The organism is Ruegeria sp. K11, assembly GCF_056531905.1.
Window position 1 is genome coordinate 265,115 of record NZ_JBQFMP010000003.1, and the last position, 15,110, is coordinate 280,224.

At 60.3% G+C, this 15,110-nt stretch carries 17 protein-coding genes; 10 read left to right on the forward strand and 7 right to left on the reverse strand.

Features of this window, described 5'->3' with window-relative positions; all coding sequences use genetic code 11:
• The first annotated feature begins 95 nt into the window (after positions 1-95).
• Entirely contained in the window at positions 96-785 is a 690-nt protein-coding gene (locus ACR0K4_RS06335) for a glutathione S-transferase N-terminal domain-containing protein (RefSeq protein ID WP_480853278.1), read from the forward strand.
• A gap of 68 nt (positions 786-853) precedes the next feature.
• Positions 854-1,666, forward strand: a complete 813-nt coding sequence (locus ACR0K4_RS06340; protein ID WP_480853279.1) for a TPM domain-containing protein — start codon at positions 854-856, stop codon at positions 1,664-1,666.
• Positions 1,667-1,701: 35 nt separating this feature from the next.
• On the opposite strand, the gene ACR0K4_RS06345 is transcribed toward ACR0K4_RS06340, so the two are convergent.
• A complete protein-coding gene (locus ACR0K4_RS06345; RefSeq protein WP_480853280.1) occupies positions 1,702-2,073 on the reverse strand; it encodes an OB-fold nucleic acid binding domain-containing protein in 372 nt (123 codons plus the stop codon).
• A gap of 127 nt (positions 2,074-2,200) precedes the next feature.
• On the opposite strand from ACR0K4_RS06345, the gene ACR0K4_RS06350 reads away from it, so the two are divergent.
• Together ACR0K4_RS06350 and ACR0K4_RS06355 are read left to right on the forward strand one after the other, a co-directional pair.
• Positions 2,201-2,524, forward strand: coding sequence for a 2Fe-2S iron-sulfur cluster-binding protein (locus ACR0K4_RS06350; protein ID WP_480427094.1), 324 nt, complete (start codon positions 2,201-2,203; stop codon positions 2,522-2,524).
• The gene (locus tag ACR0K4_RS06355) at positions 2,524-3,297 is read left to right on the forward strand and encodes an FG-GAP repeat domain-containing protein (protein WP_480853281.1); all 774 of its coding nucleotides are present in this window, start codon (positions 2,524-2,526) and stop codon (positions 3,295-3,297) included. The genes ACR0K4_RS06350 and ACR0K4_RS06355 overlap by 1 nt, the downstream gene beginning before the upstream one ends.
• Positions 3,298-3,404: 107 nt before the next feature.
• Here the strand turns inward: ACR0K4_RS06355 and purD are convergent, their stop codons facing one another.
• Positions 3,405-4,667, reverse strand: a complete 1,263-nt coding sequence (purD, locus tag ACR0K4_RS06360) for a phosphoribosylamine--glycine ligase (protein WP_480853282.1) — start codon at positions 4,665-4,667, stop codon at positions 3,405-3,407.
• Positions 4,668-4,742: 75 nt separating this feature from the next.
• Here purD and xseA point away from each other — a divergent pair, with 75 nt between their 5' ends.
• A complete protein-coding gene (gene xseA / locus ACR0K4_RS06365) occupies positions 4,743-6,230 on the forward strand; it encodes an exodeoxyribonuclease VII large subunit (RefSeq protein ID WP_480853283.1) in 1,488 nt (495 codons plus the stop codon).
• On the opposite strand, the gene ACR0K4_RS06370 is transcribed toward xseA, so the two are convergent.
• Entirely contained in the window at positions 6,227-6,622 is a 396-nt protein-coding gene (locus ACR0K4_RS06370; RefSeq protein ID WP_480516088.1) for a hypothetical protein, read from the reverse strand. The two genes, xseA and ACR0K4_RS06370, sit on opposite strands and share 4 nt — an antisense overlap.
• 90 nt (positions 6,623-6,712) lie before the next feature.
• Between ACR0K4_RS06370 and ACR0K4_RS06375 the strand changes: the two genes are divergently transcribed.
• The 5 genes from ACR0K4_RS06375 (at position 6,713) to ACR0K4_RS06395 (ending at position 10,985) form a co-directional block, all read left to right on the forward strand.
• Positions 6,713-7,384 (forward strand): lysoplasmalogenase, encoded by a 672-nt coding sequence (locus ACR0K4_RS06375; protein ID WP_480853284.1) that lies wholly within the window; start codon positions 6,713-6,715, stop codon positions 7,382-7,384.
• A gap of 57 nt (positions 7,385-7,441) precedes the next feature.
• Positions 7,442-8,578 carry a signal recognition particle-docking protein FtsY gene (gene ftsY, locus ACR0K4_RS06380; RefSeq protein ID WP_480516086.1) on the forward strand — a complete coding sequence of 379 codons (1,137 nt, stop codon included), beginning with the start codon at positions 7,442-7,444 and terminating at the stop codon, positions 8,576-8,578.
• A gap of 86 nt (positions 8,579-8,664) precedes the next feature.
• On the forward strand, positions 8,665-9,567 hold the full coding sequence (locus ACR0K4_RS06385; protein ID WP_480516085.1) for an EamA family transporter: 903 nt from the start codon (positions 8,665-8,667) through the stop codon (positions 9,565-9,567).
• Between the two features lie 15 nt (positions 9,568-9,582).
• Positions 9,583-10,188: an inner membrane-spanning protein YciB gene (locus ACR0K4_RS06390; protein ID WP_480853285.1), complete on the forward strand. Its 606-nt coding sequence runs from the start codon at positions 9,583-9,585 to the stop codon at positions 10,186-10,188.
• 128 nt (positions 10,189-10,316) lie between these two features.
• Positions 10,317-10,985, forward strand: coding sequence for a Crp/Fnr family transcriptional regulator (locus ACR0K4_RS06395; RefSeq protein ID WP_480516083.1), 669 nt, complete (start codon positions 10,317-10,319; stop codon positions 10,983-10,985).
• Between the two features lie 233 nt (positions 10,986-11,218).
• On the opposite strand, the gene ACR0K4_RS06400 is transcribed toward ACR0K4_RS06395, so the two are convergent.
• The 4 genes from ACR0K4_RS06400 to hflK all read right to left on the reverse strand — a co-directional run bounded on the left by ACR0K4_RS06400 (position 11,219) and on the right by hflK (position 15,055).
• Positions 11,219-12,658: a Do family serine endopeptidase gene (locus ACR0K4_RS06400; protein ID WP_480516585.1), complete on the reverse strand. Its 1,440-nt coding sequence runs from the start codon at positions 12,656-12,658 to the stop codon at positions 11,219-11,221.
• A 182-nt stretch (positions 12,659-12,840) separates the two neighbouring features.
• Entirely contained in the window at positions 12,841-13,035 is a 195-nt protein-coding gene (locus tag ACR0K4_RS06405) for a DUF2065 domain-containing protein (protein ID WP_480853286.1), read from the reverse strand.
• Complete coding sequence (gene hflC, locus ACR0K4_RS06410; RefSeq protein WP_480516081.1) at positions 13,035-13,913, reverse strand: protease modulator HflC; 879 nt, start codon at positions 13,911-13,913, stop codon at positions 13,035-13,037. The genes ACR0K4_RS06405 and hflC overlap by 1 nt, the downstream gene beginning before the upstream one ends.
• The gene (gene hflK, locus ACR0K4_RS06415) at positions 13,913-15,055 is read right to left on the reverse strand and encodes an FtsH protease activity modulator HflK (protein ID WP_480853287.1); all 1,143 of its coding nucleotides are present in this window, start codon (positions 15,053-15,055) and stop codon (positions 13,913-13,915) included. The genes hflC and hflK overlap by 1 nt, the downstream gene beginning before the upstream one ends.
• Positions 15,056-15,110 lie beyond the last annotated feature (55 nt).

The window sequence follows — 15,110 nt, forward strand, 5'->3', positions numbered from 1 at the left end:
AAGGGGCAAATCGTCACGCTTTCGTAACCTTTCCAAGCGACCTCTTGCCGTATGGTGCGAAACCCTCATGATCCCTGACAACCGAAGGAGGCATCATGATCGATCTGTATTTCTGGCCCACGCCGAATGGCTGGAAGGTGTCCATCGCACTCGAAGAGATGGAGCTGCCTTACACCACTCACCTGATCAATATAGGCAAGGGCGATCAGTTCGACCCCGACTTCCTGAAGATCGCGCCGAACAATCGCATGCCCGCCATTGTTGACCCAAACGGCCCGGGTGGTGCGCCGATCTCGGTGTTCGAAAGCGGCGCGATCCTAATGTATCTCGCTCGCAAGACCGGGCGCTTTTATGGCAAAACCGAACGTGACCGGATCGCGGTCGAAGAATGGCTGATGTGGCAGATGGGCGGTGTTGGCCCGATGGCCGGTCAGGCGCATCACTTTCTGAAATACGCCCCCCAACTGGACCCACCGCAGGACCTGCCCTACCCCAAAGACCGCTACCGCGCCGAGGTCGGGCGCCTGTATGGCGTTCTGGATCGGAGGCTCGCCGAAAACGAATATGTCGCCGGAGATTTCTACTCGATCGCCGATATGTCGATCTGGGGCTGGGCAAGCCTGTGGGAAGGCCAGCAGCAAGTCCTTGAGGATAAACCCCACTTCGCCCGCTGGCTTGAAACGGTCAGCGCCCGCCCCGGTGTTCAGGCCGGACGCGCCCTGCATGCAGAGCTGCGAGGAGATCACCGGGACAAGCAATCGCAGGGGGTTTTGTTCAAGCGGTGAACGGTCGTGCCCCAATTCGAACATAGTGCTGATTTAACTCGATTTTCATGAGACTTCTTCTTTTCCTTTTGTTTTTCGCCAATGCAGCTGCGGCCCAAACCTATCCGGACCCGCAGACTGCGACGGTAAACGATTTTGCTGATTTGCTGGCGGCCACTGACGAAGCGTTTCTATCCAGACGACTCAATCAGCTGCGGCAGGAGACCGGGGTCGAAATGACTGTGGTAACTCTTGCCAAGAAGTCAGATCATTCCCGGAACCAAACGCTTGAGCAGTTTGCCACCGGACTGTTCAACAACTGGGGAATCGGCAACGCCGCGCGCAATGATGGTGTTTTGATTTTGGTGCTTCGCGACGATCGCGAAATGCGGATCGAACTTGGAGCCGCCTATACCCGAGCCTGGGATGCGACCGCTCGGCGTATTGTAAACAGCGATTTCCTGCCTGCGTTCAAAAATGGTGATTACCCGAACGGGATCAAGACCGGAACAAAGGCAGTCATCGACGATATCATCATGCCATTTCGCGCCGGCGAAGATAATCCGGCCAAAGGTCAGGATGATGTGCTGCCGCTGTTTCTTTTTGCGGCGTTTGCAATCTTTGTCATTGCGATGAACGGGCGCGATTTTTTGGGCGATGTGTTTGCGCGTTTCCGCAAATGTCCAAACTGTGGTCACCGCAGCATTCGTCAGAGCCGTCGCGTCCTGCTGCACCCGACCACCTCAATGCCTGGCTCAGGTGTGCGCCGGGTCGAATGTTCAAACTGTGGGTATAGCGAAGAGTTTTCTTATGTCATCTCGCAGATTTCCAAAAACAAAGGCAGCAGTGGTGGTTTTGGTGGAGGGCGTTCAGGCGGAGGTGGTGCGTCGGGGCGTTGGTAGCTGGCTGTTAGGCATGTCGCATTTGCCCAAACGAACTACCCCTCCCCCCGCACCAGCACATCCAGCATCCCCGAGATGTCCTCGATCTCTTCCGCGATGACATGGATCACAGCATCGGCTTTCTGCATCCGCCCCGTCACCCGCAACAACCGCCCCGAGATCACCGCGCGGCGGAATTGTTCATAGATCTTGCGCCAGACGATCACGTTCACAACGCCGGTCTCATCTTCAAGGGTGACAAAGATCACCCCTTTGGCGGTCCCCGGCCTCTGCCGCAGGATCACCAACCCTGCAACCGTCACGCGCGCATTGTCAGGCGGATCCTGCAGCCGGTTGGCAGGCAGGCACCGGGGCGGACGCGGCCAGTCCCGGTTTGAAACCGCAGGGTGAACAGGGATAACAAACATGAGAACAAAAATAGAACAAATAACGTGAAAGTCCAGTCACGGCATACTGAGTCGCAAATGATGCTGGAAAGACCTAAATGCCTTGATTAAGGAAGGTTTCGAACATCGCAAAAGGAAGACGCACGCAATGGCAAAGATCACTTATGTCGAGCACGGCGGTACCGAGCACACAGTCGAGGTTGCCAACGGACTGACCGTCATGGAAGGGGCTCGCGACAACAACATCCCCGGCATCGAGGCCGATTGCGGCGGCGCCTGCGCATGTTCGACCTGTCATGTCTACCTGCACCCCGACTGGGTCGAGAAAGTTCCGGCCAAGGATGATATGGAAGAGGATATGCTGGATTTCGCCTATGAACCAGACCCCGCCCGCTCGCGCCTGACCTGCCAGATCAAAGTGACGGACGAACTGGACGGCCTTGTCGTGCAAATGCCGGAAAAACAGATCTGATGTTTTCGACAGCGCCGCGTCCCCCCACCCGCCCATGGCGGCGTCGGATGCGCGGCGCGCTGCTGCCTTTGTGCATGTGGCTGGTGGGGGCGGGCATCGCCACTGCAGCCGAAACTATTACAACTGCCCGCTATACTGAACCCACAACGCGATACGCACATGGGGTTCTGGGGGACAACATCGAATATGGCGCGCTGGAAATCACCATTGAGAACACAGACACCAAAAAGCCAAAAGATCGGGTGGTGGTGACCATCCGTCTACCACAAGACCGCGTATTCGAAGACCTCGCCCCCCGCCTTGCAGATGTTGATCTTGACGGATCAAACGAGGTGATCGTCATCGAGTCCCAGCAAAACACCGGGGCGCAGCTGGCAATCTACAACAAACGAGGCGAAAAGATCGCCGCCACGCCGCATATCGGCACCCGCAACCGTTGGCTCGCACCAGTTGGAATATGGGACCTGGACGATGACGGTAATATCGAGATCGCCTATATCGACCGTCCCCATCTGGCCAAAACACTGCGCATCTGGCGCTATGAAGAAGGCAAGCTGACTGAGATCGCGACCCTGCCAGGTCTGACCAATCACCGTATCGGGGATGCCTTCATCACCGGCGGATTGCGCTACTGCGCGACAGGTCCCGAAATGATCCTGGCCAACGCCGACTGGTCCCGCATCATCAGCGTCTCATACAAAGGCAGCTGGCAAACCACCGACCTCGGCCCACTCAAAGACCGCAAGGATCTGACCTCAGCCCTCAGCTGCTGATCCGCCCTTCATCTGGCCATCAATATCCTGGGGGTGAGGCCGCAAGGCCGAGGGGGCAAAGCCCCCCCTACGGGAAAAATCGAGACGGGCGCAGCCCGGCAATCAAATCACAAAGCCCGCCAGCCGATATCGCGGCGGTAAAACCCGTCTGGCCAGTCGATCCCGTCCACCATCGCATAGGCCCGATCACGCGCCTCTTGCAATGTGTCGCCGCGGGCGGTCACGTTCAGCACACGACCACCGGCAGCCATGATCTGGCCTTCAGCCGCTTTCGTCCCCGCATGAAATACCATGTTCCTGCTGTCCTCAGCCAGCGCGTCCAACCCGTTGATGACCGAGCCCTTCTCATACGCCCCCGGATACCCATTGGCCGCCATCACAACCGTGATGGCGTGATCATCGGCCCAGTTCACACGTGTCTCAGCCAGGCGTCCCTCGGCAGCGGCGTGCATCAGGTCCATCACCTGCGCGCCCAGCCGCATCATCAGTACCTGACATTCAGGATCGCCAAAGCGCACATTGTATTCCACAAGGCGAGGCTGGCCATCCTTGATCATCAGCCCGACATACAACACGCCCTGAAACGGAGTGCCCCGCCGTTTCATTTCAGCCATTGTCGGGCGCACGATTTCTTCCATCGCCCGCGCCTCAACCTCGGCACTCAGCACTGGGGCCGGAGAATACGCCCCCATACCACCGGTGTTCAGCCCGGTATCGCCCTCACCCACACGCTTATGATCCTGCGCGGTTCCGATGGACAGAATGTCCTCTCCGTCGCACAACACGAACAGCGAGGCCTCTTCGCCTTCCATGAACTCCTCGATTACAACCTCTGCGCCCGCGCCACCAAAGGCACCACCGAACATATCATCAATCGCGTCCAGCGCGGTCTGCTCGTCCATCGCGACGATTACGCCTTTGCCAGCGGCCAGACCATCAGCCTTGACCACGATCGGAGCCCCTTGCGCGCGAATATAATCCTTCGCTGGCTCAGCCTCAGTGAACCGCGCATAGCCCGCCGTCGGCGCGTTCGCCGCATCACAAATTTCTTTGGTAAAGCTCTTCGATGCTTCCAACTGCGCGGCTGCCGCCGACGGTCCAAAGACCAGCACACCGGCCTCGCGCAACCGGTCCGCGACCCCGGCGGCCAAAGGGGCCTCGGGGCCGACAATGACGAAATCAATCGCATTTTCTTCGGCAAAGTTTACCACCGCCCCGCCGTCTTCGATATCCAGTACAGCGCAATCGGCGATCTGAGCGATCCCGGCATTGCCCGGAGCCACGATCAGACGGTCGCATTTGGGGTTCTGCATCACCGCCCAGGCCAGGCTGTGTTCGCGTCCACCGCTGCCGAGAATGAGGATGTTCATGAAAGCTCTCCGATCTGCTTGGCCTCGCCTTGCGCGCGTTCTAAGCTGCGCCAGCACATGACACAAGGCGCTGAAATGTCCGACCTGCTTGACGACCCCATTCCCGGCCAAAACACCCCTGAATACACGGTTTCCGATATCTCGGGCGAGGTGAAGCGCACGCTCGAAGGCACATTTGGCCGCATTCGCGTGCGCGGTGAGGTCGGGCGCGTGTTCAAAGCCCGCTCTGGCCATCTGTATTATGACATCAAAGACGACCGGAACGTGCTGGCCTGCACCACATGGAAAGGCCAGATTTCCGGCCTCTCCGTAGTCCCCGAAGAGGGGCTAGAGGTCGTCGTCACCGGTCGCCTGACCGCCTTCGGCGCGCAGTCCAAGTACAACCTGAATGTCGATGAGGTCGCCGTCGCCGGACAAGGCGCGCTGATGGCGCTGCTGGAAAAGCGCAAGAAACAACTGGAAGCCGAGGGGCTGTTCGCGCCCGAGCGCAAGAAACCCCTGCCCTATCTGCCGCAGATCATCGGCGTGGTCACTTCCCCCTCGGGCGCGGTAATCCGGGATATCCTGCACCGCCTGCGCGACCGCTTTCCGCGCAAGGTGCTGATCTGGCCTGTCGCCGTGCAAGGCGCAAACTGCGCCCCGGAAGTCACCCGCGCCATCGAAGGCTTCAACCGGCTCACTCCGGGCGGCGCCCTACCGCGCCCCGACCTGATCATCGTCGCACGTGGCGGTGGGTCCATCGAAGACCTTTGGGGTTTCAACGAAGAAACCGTCGCCCGCGCCGCCGCCGCCTCGGACATCCCGCTGATCTCGGCCGTGGGGCACGAGACCGACACAACCCTGATAGACTTTGTCTCGGACCGCCGCGCGCCCACGCCCACCGCCGCCGCCGAATTGGCCGTTCCCGTCCGCATGGAACTGCTGGCCTGGACCGGTGAACAAGGCGCGCGACTGTCCCGCGCCGCCTCAGACGCGGTGCAGCGCCGCAGCCAGCGCCTGCGCGACCTGTCCCGCGCCCTGCCACGCCCCGACAGCCTGCTGAACACCCCGCGCCAACGCCTTGATCTTATTGCGGACCGCCTGACCCCGGCGCTGGATCGCGGCGTTCAGAACCGCCGCCTGCAACTGGTGGAGCTTTCCGCCCACCTGCGCCCCTCAACCCTGCGCGGCCTCGTGACAACCCGGCAAGAGGTCCTGCGCAACCTGTCCTCACGCCTTTCCTTGCGCCCAATTCTGCGAGAGATCGACCAGCAGCGCCAAACCCTCACACGCCTTTCCGAGCGAGCGAACACAGCCCAAACCACCCGTCTGGATCGTCTGCGCCAACAGCTAGAGGCCACAGATCGCCTACGCGAAACCCTCAGCTACAAAGCCACACTGGATCGTGGCTACGCCGTTATCCGCGCCGCGGATCAAGTCGTCACCCGCAAGGCCGACGCCGAAAAACACACTACTCTCGAAATCGAATTCGCAGATGGAACCCTCAGCACCGGCTCCGGTGGCGCGGCCAAGCCCAAGCGACCGCCAAAACCACCTGCGCCTGATCAAGGATCTCTGTTCTAGACCCCTACATCCGGCCCGTAACAGATCATCTCTTCCCCAATATCCTCGGCCTCATACAGCTCTGTCGCCGCAGGATCACCCTCGAACTGCGCGATCAGCCCGCCGCCGGATTCGATGAACACCCAGCATTGCGGGTCGGGCCGGTCCTCGTAGAGGAAACAGATTTGCCCCCCGCTCTCATACCAGACACCTTCTTTGCAATCCCCATCCAGAAACGACCAGATCACTCGGCGGTTCGGCAGATACCGCTCGACGCCATAAGTCTGTCCGTCAAAACCATAAAACAACGTTTTTCCGCGTGTATAGGCGTCAAACTCCGTCCCCGACAAAGGCGACTGTGCCGCAGCGGACTGTGCGAGCAGCGCCAACAGAATCATTCCATATCTGAACATGTCCATATTCTGTCAGATGCCGCCCGCTTGCGCCATTCAACCTTTCGCTGGCGTTCCCCCGACGTCACATCTTGAAGCACCCCGGTACTCATGGCGAAACTGGTCGAAAAACCGGGACAGTTCATGATGACATTCCACTTCTGGGCCGCGCTGGCCTGCGCCTTGGCCTACCTGCCACTCACCGCGCAGCCCGCCAGCACCCTGCGCACCGCTTTGAAATCTGCTTCCGTTGGGCTGCTGGCCATTGCCGCCCTTATCGGCACGGCACCTTGGCTGCTTGTCCTCGCCCTTGCCCTTTGCGCCATCGGCGACGCCCTTCTATCACGCGAAACCGAGACCACCTTCATGGCCGGTATCGCCGCCTTCGCCGCCGGACATCTGGCCTATATCGTGCTGTTCCTGACCCATTCCGCCAGCGATCCCGGCCTGATCCTGACCCAACCCGCGATCTTCTGGTCCCTCCTGATCCTTGGCATTGTCATGACCACCCTGCTGGCCCCGCGCGCCGGCGACCTCAAGCCCCCCGTGCTGGCCTATATCCCGATCATCCTCGGCATGGGCGTCACCGTGCTGGCCCTGCCCGACACAGGCCCGCTCCGCTGGGCGCTGCCCGCCGCGCTGGCCTTCATCGCCTCCGACATGATCCTGGCGACCGAGAAATTCCTGCTGCCCGCAAACCAACCCGCCCTGCAGCTGACTCCCTACATGGTCTGGCCGCTTTACTGGGGCGCACAGTCCGGGTTCGTGATCGCCTTCACCTGACCCTTTGCAACTGCCACCAATCCGCATTAGGTGAAGGAAACACCTGCGGAGACCAAAATGGCGTTTTTCTCAAAGCTCAAGGACAAGCTGTTCAAATCCTCCTCGCGCCTCGAACAGGGGCTGGACGCGATTGTCGAGGATGGCGGCGAGGAAACCGCACCCGATCCGGTCATTCCTCAACCCGAGCCCGAACCGCAACCCGTCTCCGAAGCTCCAGCACCTGCACCAGCGCCGCAACCGGCGAAACCCCAAGCGCCCGCCGTTGCTGATCCGGCACCCACGGCACCTGCGCCTGAAACCTCTGAATCCAGAGGCCTGCTGGGCCGCCTGTTGAAGCGCGGCGAAGACCGCACCGTTGTCCGCCGCACGCTGGACGACGACATGCTGGAACAGCTCGAAGAGCTTCTGATCGCCTCGGACATGGGCGTCGACACCGCCCTGCGCGTCGCCGCCAACATGGCCGAGGGCCGCCTGGGCCGCAAACTTTCCACTCAGGAGATCAAGCAACTTCTTGCTCAGGAAGTTGCCCGCGTTATGGAACCTGTGGCCAAACCCATGCCCCTCTACCCCAAACGCCCGCAGGTGGTGCTGGTCGTGGGTGTCAACGGATCGGGCAAAACCACCACCATCGGCAAGCTTGCCAGCCAGTTCAAAGCCGCTGGCAAAAAGGTCGTCATCGCCGCCGGAGACACCTTCCGCGCCGCCGCCGTCGAACAGCTGCAAGTCTGGGGCGACCGCGCGGGCGTGCCCGTACTCACCGCCCCCGAAGGCTCTGACCCAGCCAGCCTCGCTTTTGATGCCCTGACCAAAGCGCAGAACGACGGCGCAGACCTGCTGATGATCGACACCGCAGGCCGCCTGCAAAACCGCGCCGACCTGATGGAGGAACTGGCCAAAATCGTCCGCGTCATCCGCAAGGTCGACGACACCGCCCCGCACAACACCCTCCTGGTGCTGGACGCCACCACCGGCCAGAACGCCCTCAGCCAGGTCGAAACCTTCCGCAAACTGGCCGATGTCTCAGGCCTTGTGATGACCAAGCTCGATGGCACCGCCAAGGGCGGCGTACTCGTCGCGCTGGCCGACAAGTTCGGCCTGCCCATTCACGCCATCGGCGTGGGCGAACAAATAGACGACCTCGCCCCGTTCGATCCCGAAGAATTCGCCGCCGCTCTCACTGGTCTGCAAACCTGATCCGCAACTTCATCTGGCCCAAAATATCCTCCGGGGGTCCGGGGGTGGAAAACCCCCGGCCTCTCCATCCGTGAAAGACACAAATATTGAGCGACTGGCTGATCTCCCTCGAAGGCACTGAATCCGGCCACCAACTCGCCCTCACGCTGGCCCTGATGGCCGCCTTCCTGCACGCGGTCTTCGGCGCGTTGCAAAAGGGCCGACATGACCCGTGGATGTCGCGCGGCGCCATCGATGCCTGCTATTGTCTCATGGCAGCCCCCTTTGCCTTCTTCGTCGTCCCATGGCCCGAACCTTATATGTGGCCCATCTTTGCCGTCGTCTGGGTGATCCATATCGGTTACAAAGTCCTGCAGGCTGCCGCATATACCAAAGGCTCCTACACGGTTGTCTACCCGGTCGTGCGCGGCACCGGTCCATTGTTCACCGTGATCGGAGCCTACCTGTTGTTTGGCGAGACCTTCTCAATCATCCAATGGTTCGGCGTCGCAACCCTGATGGCGGGCATCTTGGGGCTTGCCGCCTATAACCTGCGCTATCTCGAAACCAACCGCGAGACGCTGGGCATCGCGCTGGCGCTGGCGTTGGCCACAGGGCTGTTCGTGGCGCTCTACACCACCTATGACGCCTACGGCATCCGCGCAACCGCCGACCCGTTCACTTTCCTGGCGTGGTTCTTCATGATTGACGGGGCGGCCATGCCAATCTACGCCGCCCTCAGATACCGCGCCATGATCCATCGCCCCGCCCTGGGCCCCCTGATGCTGCGCGGGATTGCGGGCGGTATCATCGCCCCGATGTCATTCGGAGCCATCATGCTCGCCACCCGCCTCGACAAGGTGGGCGAGGCCGCTGTCCTGCGTGAAACGTCCACGGTTTTTGCCGCCCTGATCGGCTGGCTCGTGCTGAAAGAAACCGTCGGCCCCAGACGCATTGCTCTGATGGCATTGATTGCACTTGGCGCTGTAATAGTTGAAATGGGCGGGTAAGCAGCAGGAATCGACATGGCAACCAAAAAAGAGATCAACCCTTTTCTGAAACAGGCGCTGGAGCTGGGCCCGCCACTGGCCTTTTTCTTCATCTACCTCCGCTTGAGGGATGACAGCTTTCTGATCGGCGGCATCGAGTATTCCGGATTCATCATCGCCACGATCCTGTTTGTGCCGCTGATGCTGGCGGCGATGGGCGTGCTTTGGATGCTGACAGGCAAACTCAGCCGCATGCAGATTTTCACCGCTATCATGGTGATCTTCTTCGGCGGCCTGACCGCCTGGTTCAACGACGAGCGGTTCTTCAAGATGAAAACCACGTTGGTCTACGGCTTCTTCTCGCTGATTCTCGGGATCGGCCTCTTGCAGCGTAAATCGTACCTGGCCTACATAATGGATGAAATGCTGCCCATGCGTGACGAAGGCTGGATGATCTTAACCCGCCGCCTGTGCGCCTGTTTCGCGGTGTTGGCCGTGGCCAACGAGCTGGTCTGGCGCACCTTGTCGACCGACCTATGGGTCAAGATCGAAACCTTCGGATTTCCCATCGCTCTGATGGTGTTCCTGATGCTGCAATTCAGTATTCTGCAGACCTATATGGAAGATCCCGACAAACAATAAGAGCAACGTGCTCACTGGGGTGGAACTGGCGGATTGTTCGAAAATTCGATAAAAACCTTGGCTTAACGCGCAAGCTGTGGAAAGTTGAGCCACCACTCAAATAACCAAACCGGAGCACACCGCCCCACATGACGGCATTTCCAAACAGCGGATTCCTTTCGGAAGCCTCGGAACGGCTGCGGGCCATGTTGGCCGCGCAAGCCTCGGAACTGGAATTGGACCGGGGCGATGTCCTGTTCGAGCAAGGCGATGAAGGCGAAGCTTTGTATGCCTTGATTTCCGGCGCGCTCGAAGTGTCCTTTCTGGCGATGAGCGGACGGAAACTGGCGCTCAGCCTGATGCGTCCCGGAGAAGTCTTTGGCGAAATCGCACTTTTCGACAGCGGCCCGCGCACCGCGACAGTGACGGCGGCGGAACCATCGCGTGTCCTCAGGGTGCGCCACCGGGACGTCATTTCCCAGATTCGGCAACACCCTGATCTCGCCGAGGATATGATCCGGCTTGCGGGCTTAAGAATGCGCTATATGGGTGCGCAGTTGAATGAACAGGTTTTCCTGCCCATGCCCGTCCGGCTGGCCCGGAAATTGCTGCATCTTGCAGGACAGCAAGAGAACCCGTCCGACCGCATCACCTTGTCGCAAAGCGAACTGGCCGAGTTCGTGGGTGCCACGCGGGAAGCAGTGTCCAAGACCATTTCGACCTGGAAACGCAGCAACGTGGTCGAAGCCTCACGCGGCGGTTTGCAGATTCAAGATTTTGATGCGCTGCGCCAATTGGCTGAATCTGATCTGATCTGAATTTTCCGCCGGTCCTGTGATCCACTTCACATACGCACCCCGTTAATTGCCCTAAGGTCAATCTCGTTACCGTAGGAGGCTGACCTTATCATCCCCGATATCTGTCCATCAGCCTCTCCCTGTACCAGAGCCATATGCCTTCCCCGGCATATGGCTTTTTTCTTTCCCGTGATCTGATCAAAAAAAGACCGGGGATTGCGCCCCGGCCTTTGTCTCTTGGGATATTGCGCCTGTTATTCCAGGCTCAGAGCCACGAACCTTGGTTCTCCACCGCGCCGCACCAGCAACAACAGCGACTTGCGCCCGGCTTCGCTTGCTTCGTCCATCCGCGTCTCAAGGTCGCTGATCGACGTCACTTTCTGCTGACCGGCCTCGGTGATCAGATCACCGGCGCGCAGTCCCTTGGCATAGGCCTCAGAGGACTCCTCTACACCCGTCACAACCAGACCTTCGGCTTCGCCGTCCAGCCCCATTTCCTCGCGGAGCGTGTCGGTCAGCGGCGAAATCGTCAGGCCCAGAATGTCTTTGTTTTCCTCTTCCTCGGCTTCAGGGGTTGCCTCTTCGCCCCCCTCTTCGGCGCGTTCCGCATCCTCACGACGGCCCAGCGTCACAAGGACGGTCTGCGTGCCCCCATCGCGGTGCACAACAACACGGACCGATTTGCCCACGGTGGTCTCGCCAACCTGACGCACCAGACCCCGCGTGTCTTCAACTTCGACCCCGTCAAAGCTGAGGATGACATCGCCTGCCAGCAGACCGGCATCCTTGGCCGGGCCATCTGGAACATCGCTGATCAGCGCGCCGCCGGGCTTCTCCAGCCCCATGGCTTCGGCCATATCCTCGGTCACGTCCTGAATGCGTACACCCAACCAGCCACGCCGTGTCTCACCAAACTCGCGCAGTTGATCTACGACCTTGATGACCACGTTCGACGCCATCGAGAACCCGATCCCGATCGAGCCGCCATTGGGCGACAGGATCGCAGTATTCACGCCAATTACCTCGCCATCCATGTTGAACAGCGGCCCGCCCGAGTTCCCCCGGTTAATCGCCGCGTCGGTCTGGATGTAATCGTCATAAGACCCGCTGAGCGCACGGTTGCGGGCCGATACGATCCCGGCCGAGACCGAAAAGCCTTGCCCCAACGGGTTGCCCATCGCGATGACCCAATCCCCGACGCGCGCGATATCGCTGTCACCGAAGGTGACGTATTGCAGCGGACCAGATGCTTCGACCTTGAGCAGCGCAATATCGGTCTTTTCATCCGTACCGATCACCTTGGCGGGCAGCTCTTTCTTGGGCTGGCCGTCACCGGGGAAGAATTCGATCAGGATTTCGTCGGCTTCCGCTATGACGTGATTATTTGTCACGATGAAACCGTCCTCGGAAATTACGAAACCCGATCCCAGCGCATTGCTGCGGCGTGGGCGGTTGCCTTCGTCGCCGTTACGATCCTGAAACTCGCGGAAGAAATCCTCAAACGGAGAGCCGTCGGGCACGATCCCTTGCGGGCCGGTTTGCCCCTCAATCAAGGTCGAGGTGGTAATGTTGACCACCGCCGGGCTGATTTGCTCGGCGAGTGGTGCCAGACTGTCGCCACGCGCCTGCGCTGCAACGGCTTGGGCCAGAACAAGCAGCATTCCGGCAAAGGCCAGCCACATCAGCCGCATCATGACACTTACATCGTCCCGCCGGACGGAAATACTGCGCGCTTTAGCCTGCACTTGCGAACTCCTTGTCGAAACTTATGGTGTGACCACCCCATAGCGGCCCGTCTTGGCAAACAATGTAGTCAGTTTGTCCAAGCCCGCAACTCGGGATCGCGGGGAAATCACCTGCAAGTGAGATCACTGTATTAAAAGCCGACCTGAAACGCGGCCCAGATCAGAACGAAACCACTGATCGCGCCAAGCAATCCCACCAATCTCAGCGCCTGTTCCGGCAGCGTTCTGAGCGCCTCCAGCATACGTTCAATAAGCGAAGGGGCCAGCGCATAGGCCAGCCCCTCGACAATCAGCACCAGCCCGAAGGCCAGAAGGATCATGCCCATTACTGGGCAACCTGCCCTGTTGGAGATTTCAGATAGTTGAAGAACTCGGAATCCGGGCTCAGCACCATCGAGCTGTTGCCGCCACCAAGCGCGCGTTCATAGGCCGACAGCGAGCGGTAGAATTCAAAGAACTCCGGGTCAGCGCCATAGGCGTCGGCAAAGATCGCGTTGCGTTCGGCGTCGGCCTCACCGCGAATGATCTCGGCCTCGCGGTTCGCGTCCGAGACCAGTTCGACCACGGTCCGATCCGCCTGCGCGCGCACACGCTGCGCGGCTTCGTTACCCCGGGCGCGTTCGTCGGTCGCTTCACGTTCCCGTTCCGCCTTCATCCGGTCGAAGGTGGCTTCGAGGTTGGCCTGCGGCAGATCGGTCGCCTTCAGGCGCACGTCGATCACGTTGACGCCCAGCGCGCGGGCTTCGGCAATCGCACTGTTCCGAATGCGCAGCATCAGCGCGGCACGGTCAGAGCTCAGGATATCGCGCGAGGACACCGAACCCAGAACTTCGCGGGTTTCGGCGCGCAGGATGCGATCCAGACGATCCTCGGCCACCGGAATACCTCCGACACCAACGGCCTGACGGAACTGCTCCAGATCGGAAATCCGATAGCGGGCAAAGGCGTCGACCACCAGACGACGATCGTCCAGAGGCGTCACTTCCAACGGCTGCACATCGATCGACAGGATGCGGTCGTCATAGCGAACCACTTCCTGAATCAGCGGGATCTTGAACGCCAGACCGGGCTCTTCCTTAACCGTCACGACACGTCCAAACTGCAGAACCAGCGCGCGCTCACGCTCGTCCACGATAAAGAGTGAGGACAGAATGCCGACAATCGCAATCACGATGACGGGCAGAATGAATGTCGCTTTACGCATCAGTTGCTCTCCTGTCCGGAATTGCGGCGCAACTCGTTCAGCGGCAGATACGGCACGACGCCCTGCCCCGATCCGGTCGAGTTTTCATCCAGAATGATCTTGTCCACGTCACCCAGAACCTGCTCCATCCGCTCCAGATACAGACGTTTGCGGGTCACATCCGGCGCTTTGGAGTATTCTTCCAGAACCGCGCTGAAACGGCTGGCCTCACCCTGTGCGCTGTTGATCTGCTGGGCGCGATAGGCTTCGGCCTCTTCCAGAACCTGCGCCGCTTCACCGCGCGCCTCGGCCAACACACGGTTGGCATAGGCGTCAGCGACGTTCTGCAGACGGTCACGCTCCTGCGCGGCGGCCTGAACGTCGCGGAAGGCGGCGATCACGTCCTGCGGCGGGTCGGCCTTGTCAAAGTTCACACGAACGATGTTAACGCCCGAGTCGTAGCTGTCCATCGTCTGCTGAATCAGCTCCTGTAGTCGATCTGCAATGATACCGCGGTCCCGGTTCAGGATCGGGGCCAGTTCGCTTTGCGCGATGATCTCACGCATGGCCGATTCCGACACGGCGCGGATCGTCTGACGCGGGTCGCGCAGGTTGAACAGGTACTTGGCCGGGTCATTGATGTTCCAGACGACCTGATAGTCGATATCGACCACATTTTCGTCGCCGGTCAGCATCAGACCATCGTCGCTGCCGCGCGCGCCGCCCATGTCTTCGTTCTGTTCGCGGGTGACCGGAATAACCTCGGCCGTCACAAACGGCCACGGGGCAAAGTTCAGACCCGGGTTACCAACGGCCGAGAACTCACCCAGAAACAGTTCAACCGACTGTTCTTCGGGCTTGACGGTGTAGAAGCTGGCCAGCCCCCACAAGACCGCAGCGGCCACAAGACCAATCGCAACGGTCCCCTTGGTAAACGCCGGACCACCGCCGCCGCCCGAGCCGTTGGTCCCACGGCCACCGCCGCCACGACCGCCCATGAGGACGCGCAGCTGCTCTTGACCCTTCTTCATCAGCTCGTCGATCTCGGGGATCTGCGGGCCGTCGCCTTCGGGGGGCTTGCGCCCGTCCCCGTTATTACCCCGATTTCCTCCGCCACCGGATGAGCCTCCGCCCCCCCAGGGGCCGCCGCTGTTGCCCGCCATATGTGTTTTTTCCCTTGTGTTGGACCGTGTGATCACGGCTTCCCTTGTAACGTGT

Coding starts and splice junctions, on each gene's coding strand:
- ACR0K4_RS06335 (WP_480853278.1), top strand. CDS start 96: ATGATCGATCTGTATTTCTGGCCCACGCCGAATGGCTGGAAGGTGTCC.
- ACR0K4_RS06345 (WP_480853280.1), bottom strand. CDS start 2,073: ATGTTTGTTATCCCTGTTCACCCTGCGGTTTCAAACCGGGACTGGCCG.
- ACR0K4_RS06350 (WP_480427094.1), top strand. CDS start 2,201: ATGGCAAAGATCACTTATGTCGAGCACGGCGGTACCGAGCACACAGTC.
- ACR0K4_RS06355 (WP_480853281.1), top strand. CDS start 2,524: ATGTTTTCGACAGCGCCGCGTCCCCCCACCCGCCCATGGCGGCGTCGG.
- purD (WP_480853282.1), bottom strand. CDS start 4,667: ATGAACATCCTCATTCTCGGCAGCGGTGGACGCGAACACAGCCTGGCC.
- xseA (WP_480853283.1), top strand. CDS start 4,743: ATGTCCGACCTGCTTGACGACCCCATTCCCGGCCAAAACACCCCTGAA.
- ACR0K4_RS06370 (WP_480516088.1), bottom strand. CDS start 6,622: ATGTTCAGATATGGAATGATTCTGTTGGCGCTGCTCGCACAGTCCGCT.
- ACR0K4_RS06375 (WP_480853284.1), top strand. CDS start 6,713: ATGGCGAAACTGGTCGAAAAACCGGGACAGTTCATGATGACATTCCAC.
- ftsY (WP_480516086.1), top strand. CDS start 7,442: ATGGCGTTTTTCTCAAAGCTCAAGGACAAGCTGTTCAAATCCTCCTCG.
- ACR0K4_RS06390 (WP_480853285.1), top strand. CDS start 9,583: ATGGCAACCAAAAAAGAGATCAACCCTTTTCTGAAACAGGCGCTGGAG.
- ACR0K4_RS06395 (WP_480516083.1), top strand. CDS start 10,317: ATGACGGCATTTCCAAACAGCGGATTCCTTTCGGAAGCCTCGGAACGG.
- ACR0K4_RS06400 (WP_480516585.1), bottom strand. CDS start 12,658: ATGATGCGGCTGATGTGGCTGGCCTTTGCCGGAATGCTGCTTGTTCTG.
- ACR0K4_RS06405 (WP_480853286.1), bottom strand. CDS start 13,035: ATGGGCATGATCCTTCTGGCCTTCGGGCTGGTGCTGATTGTCGAGGGG.
- hflC (WP_480516081.1), bottom strand. CDS start 13,913: ATGCGTAAAGCGACATTCATTCTGCCCGTCATCGTGATTGCGATTGTC.
- hflK (WP_480853287.1), bottom strand. CDS start 15,055: ATGGCGGGCAACAGCGGCGGCCCCTGGGGGGGCGGAGGCTCATCCGGT.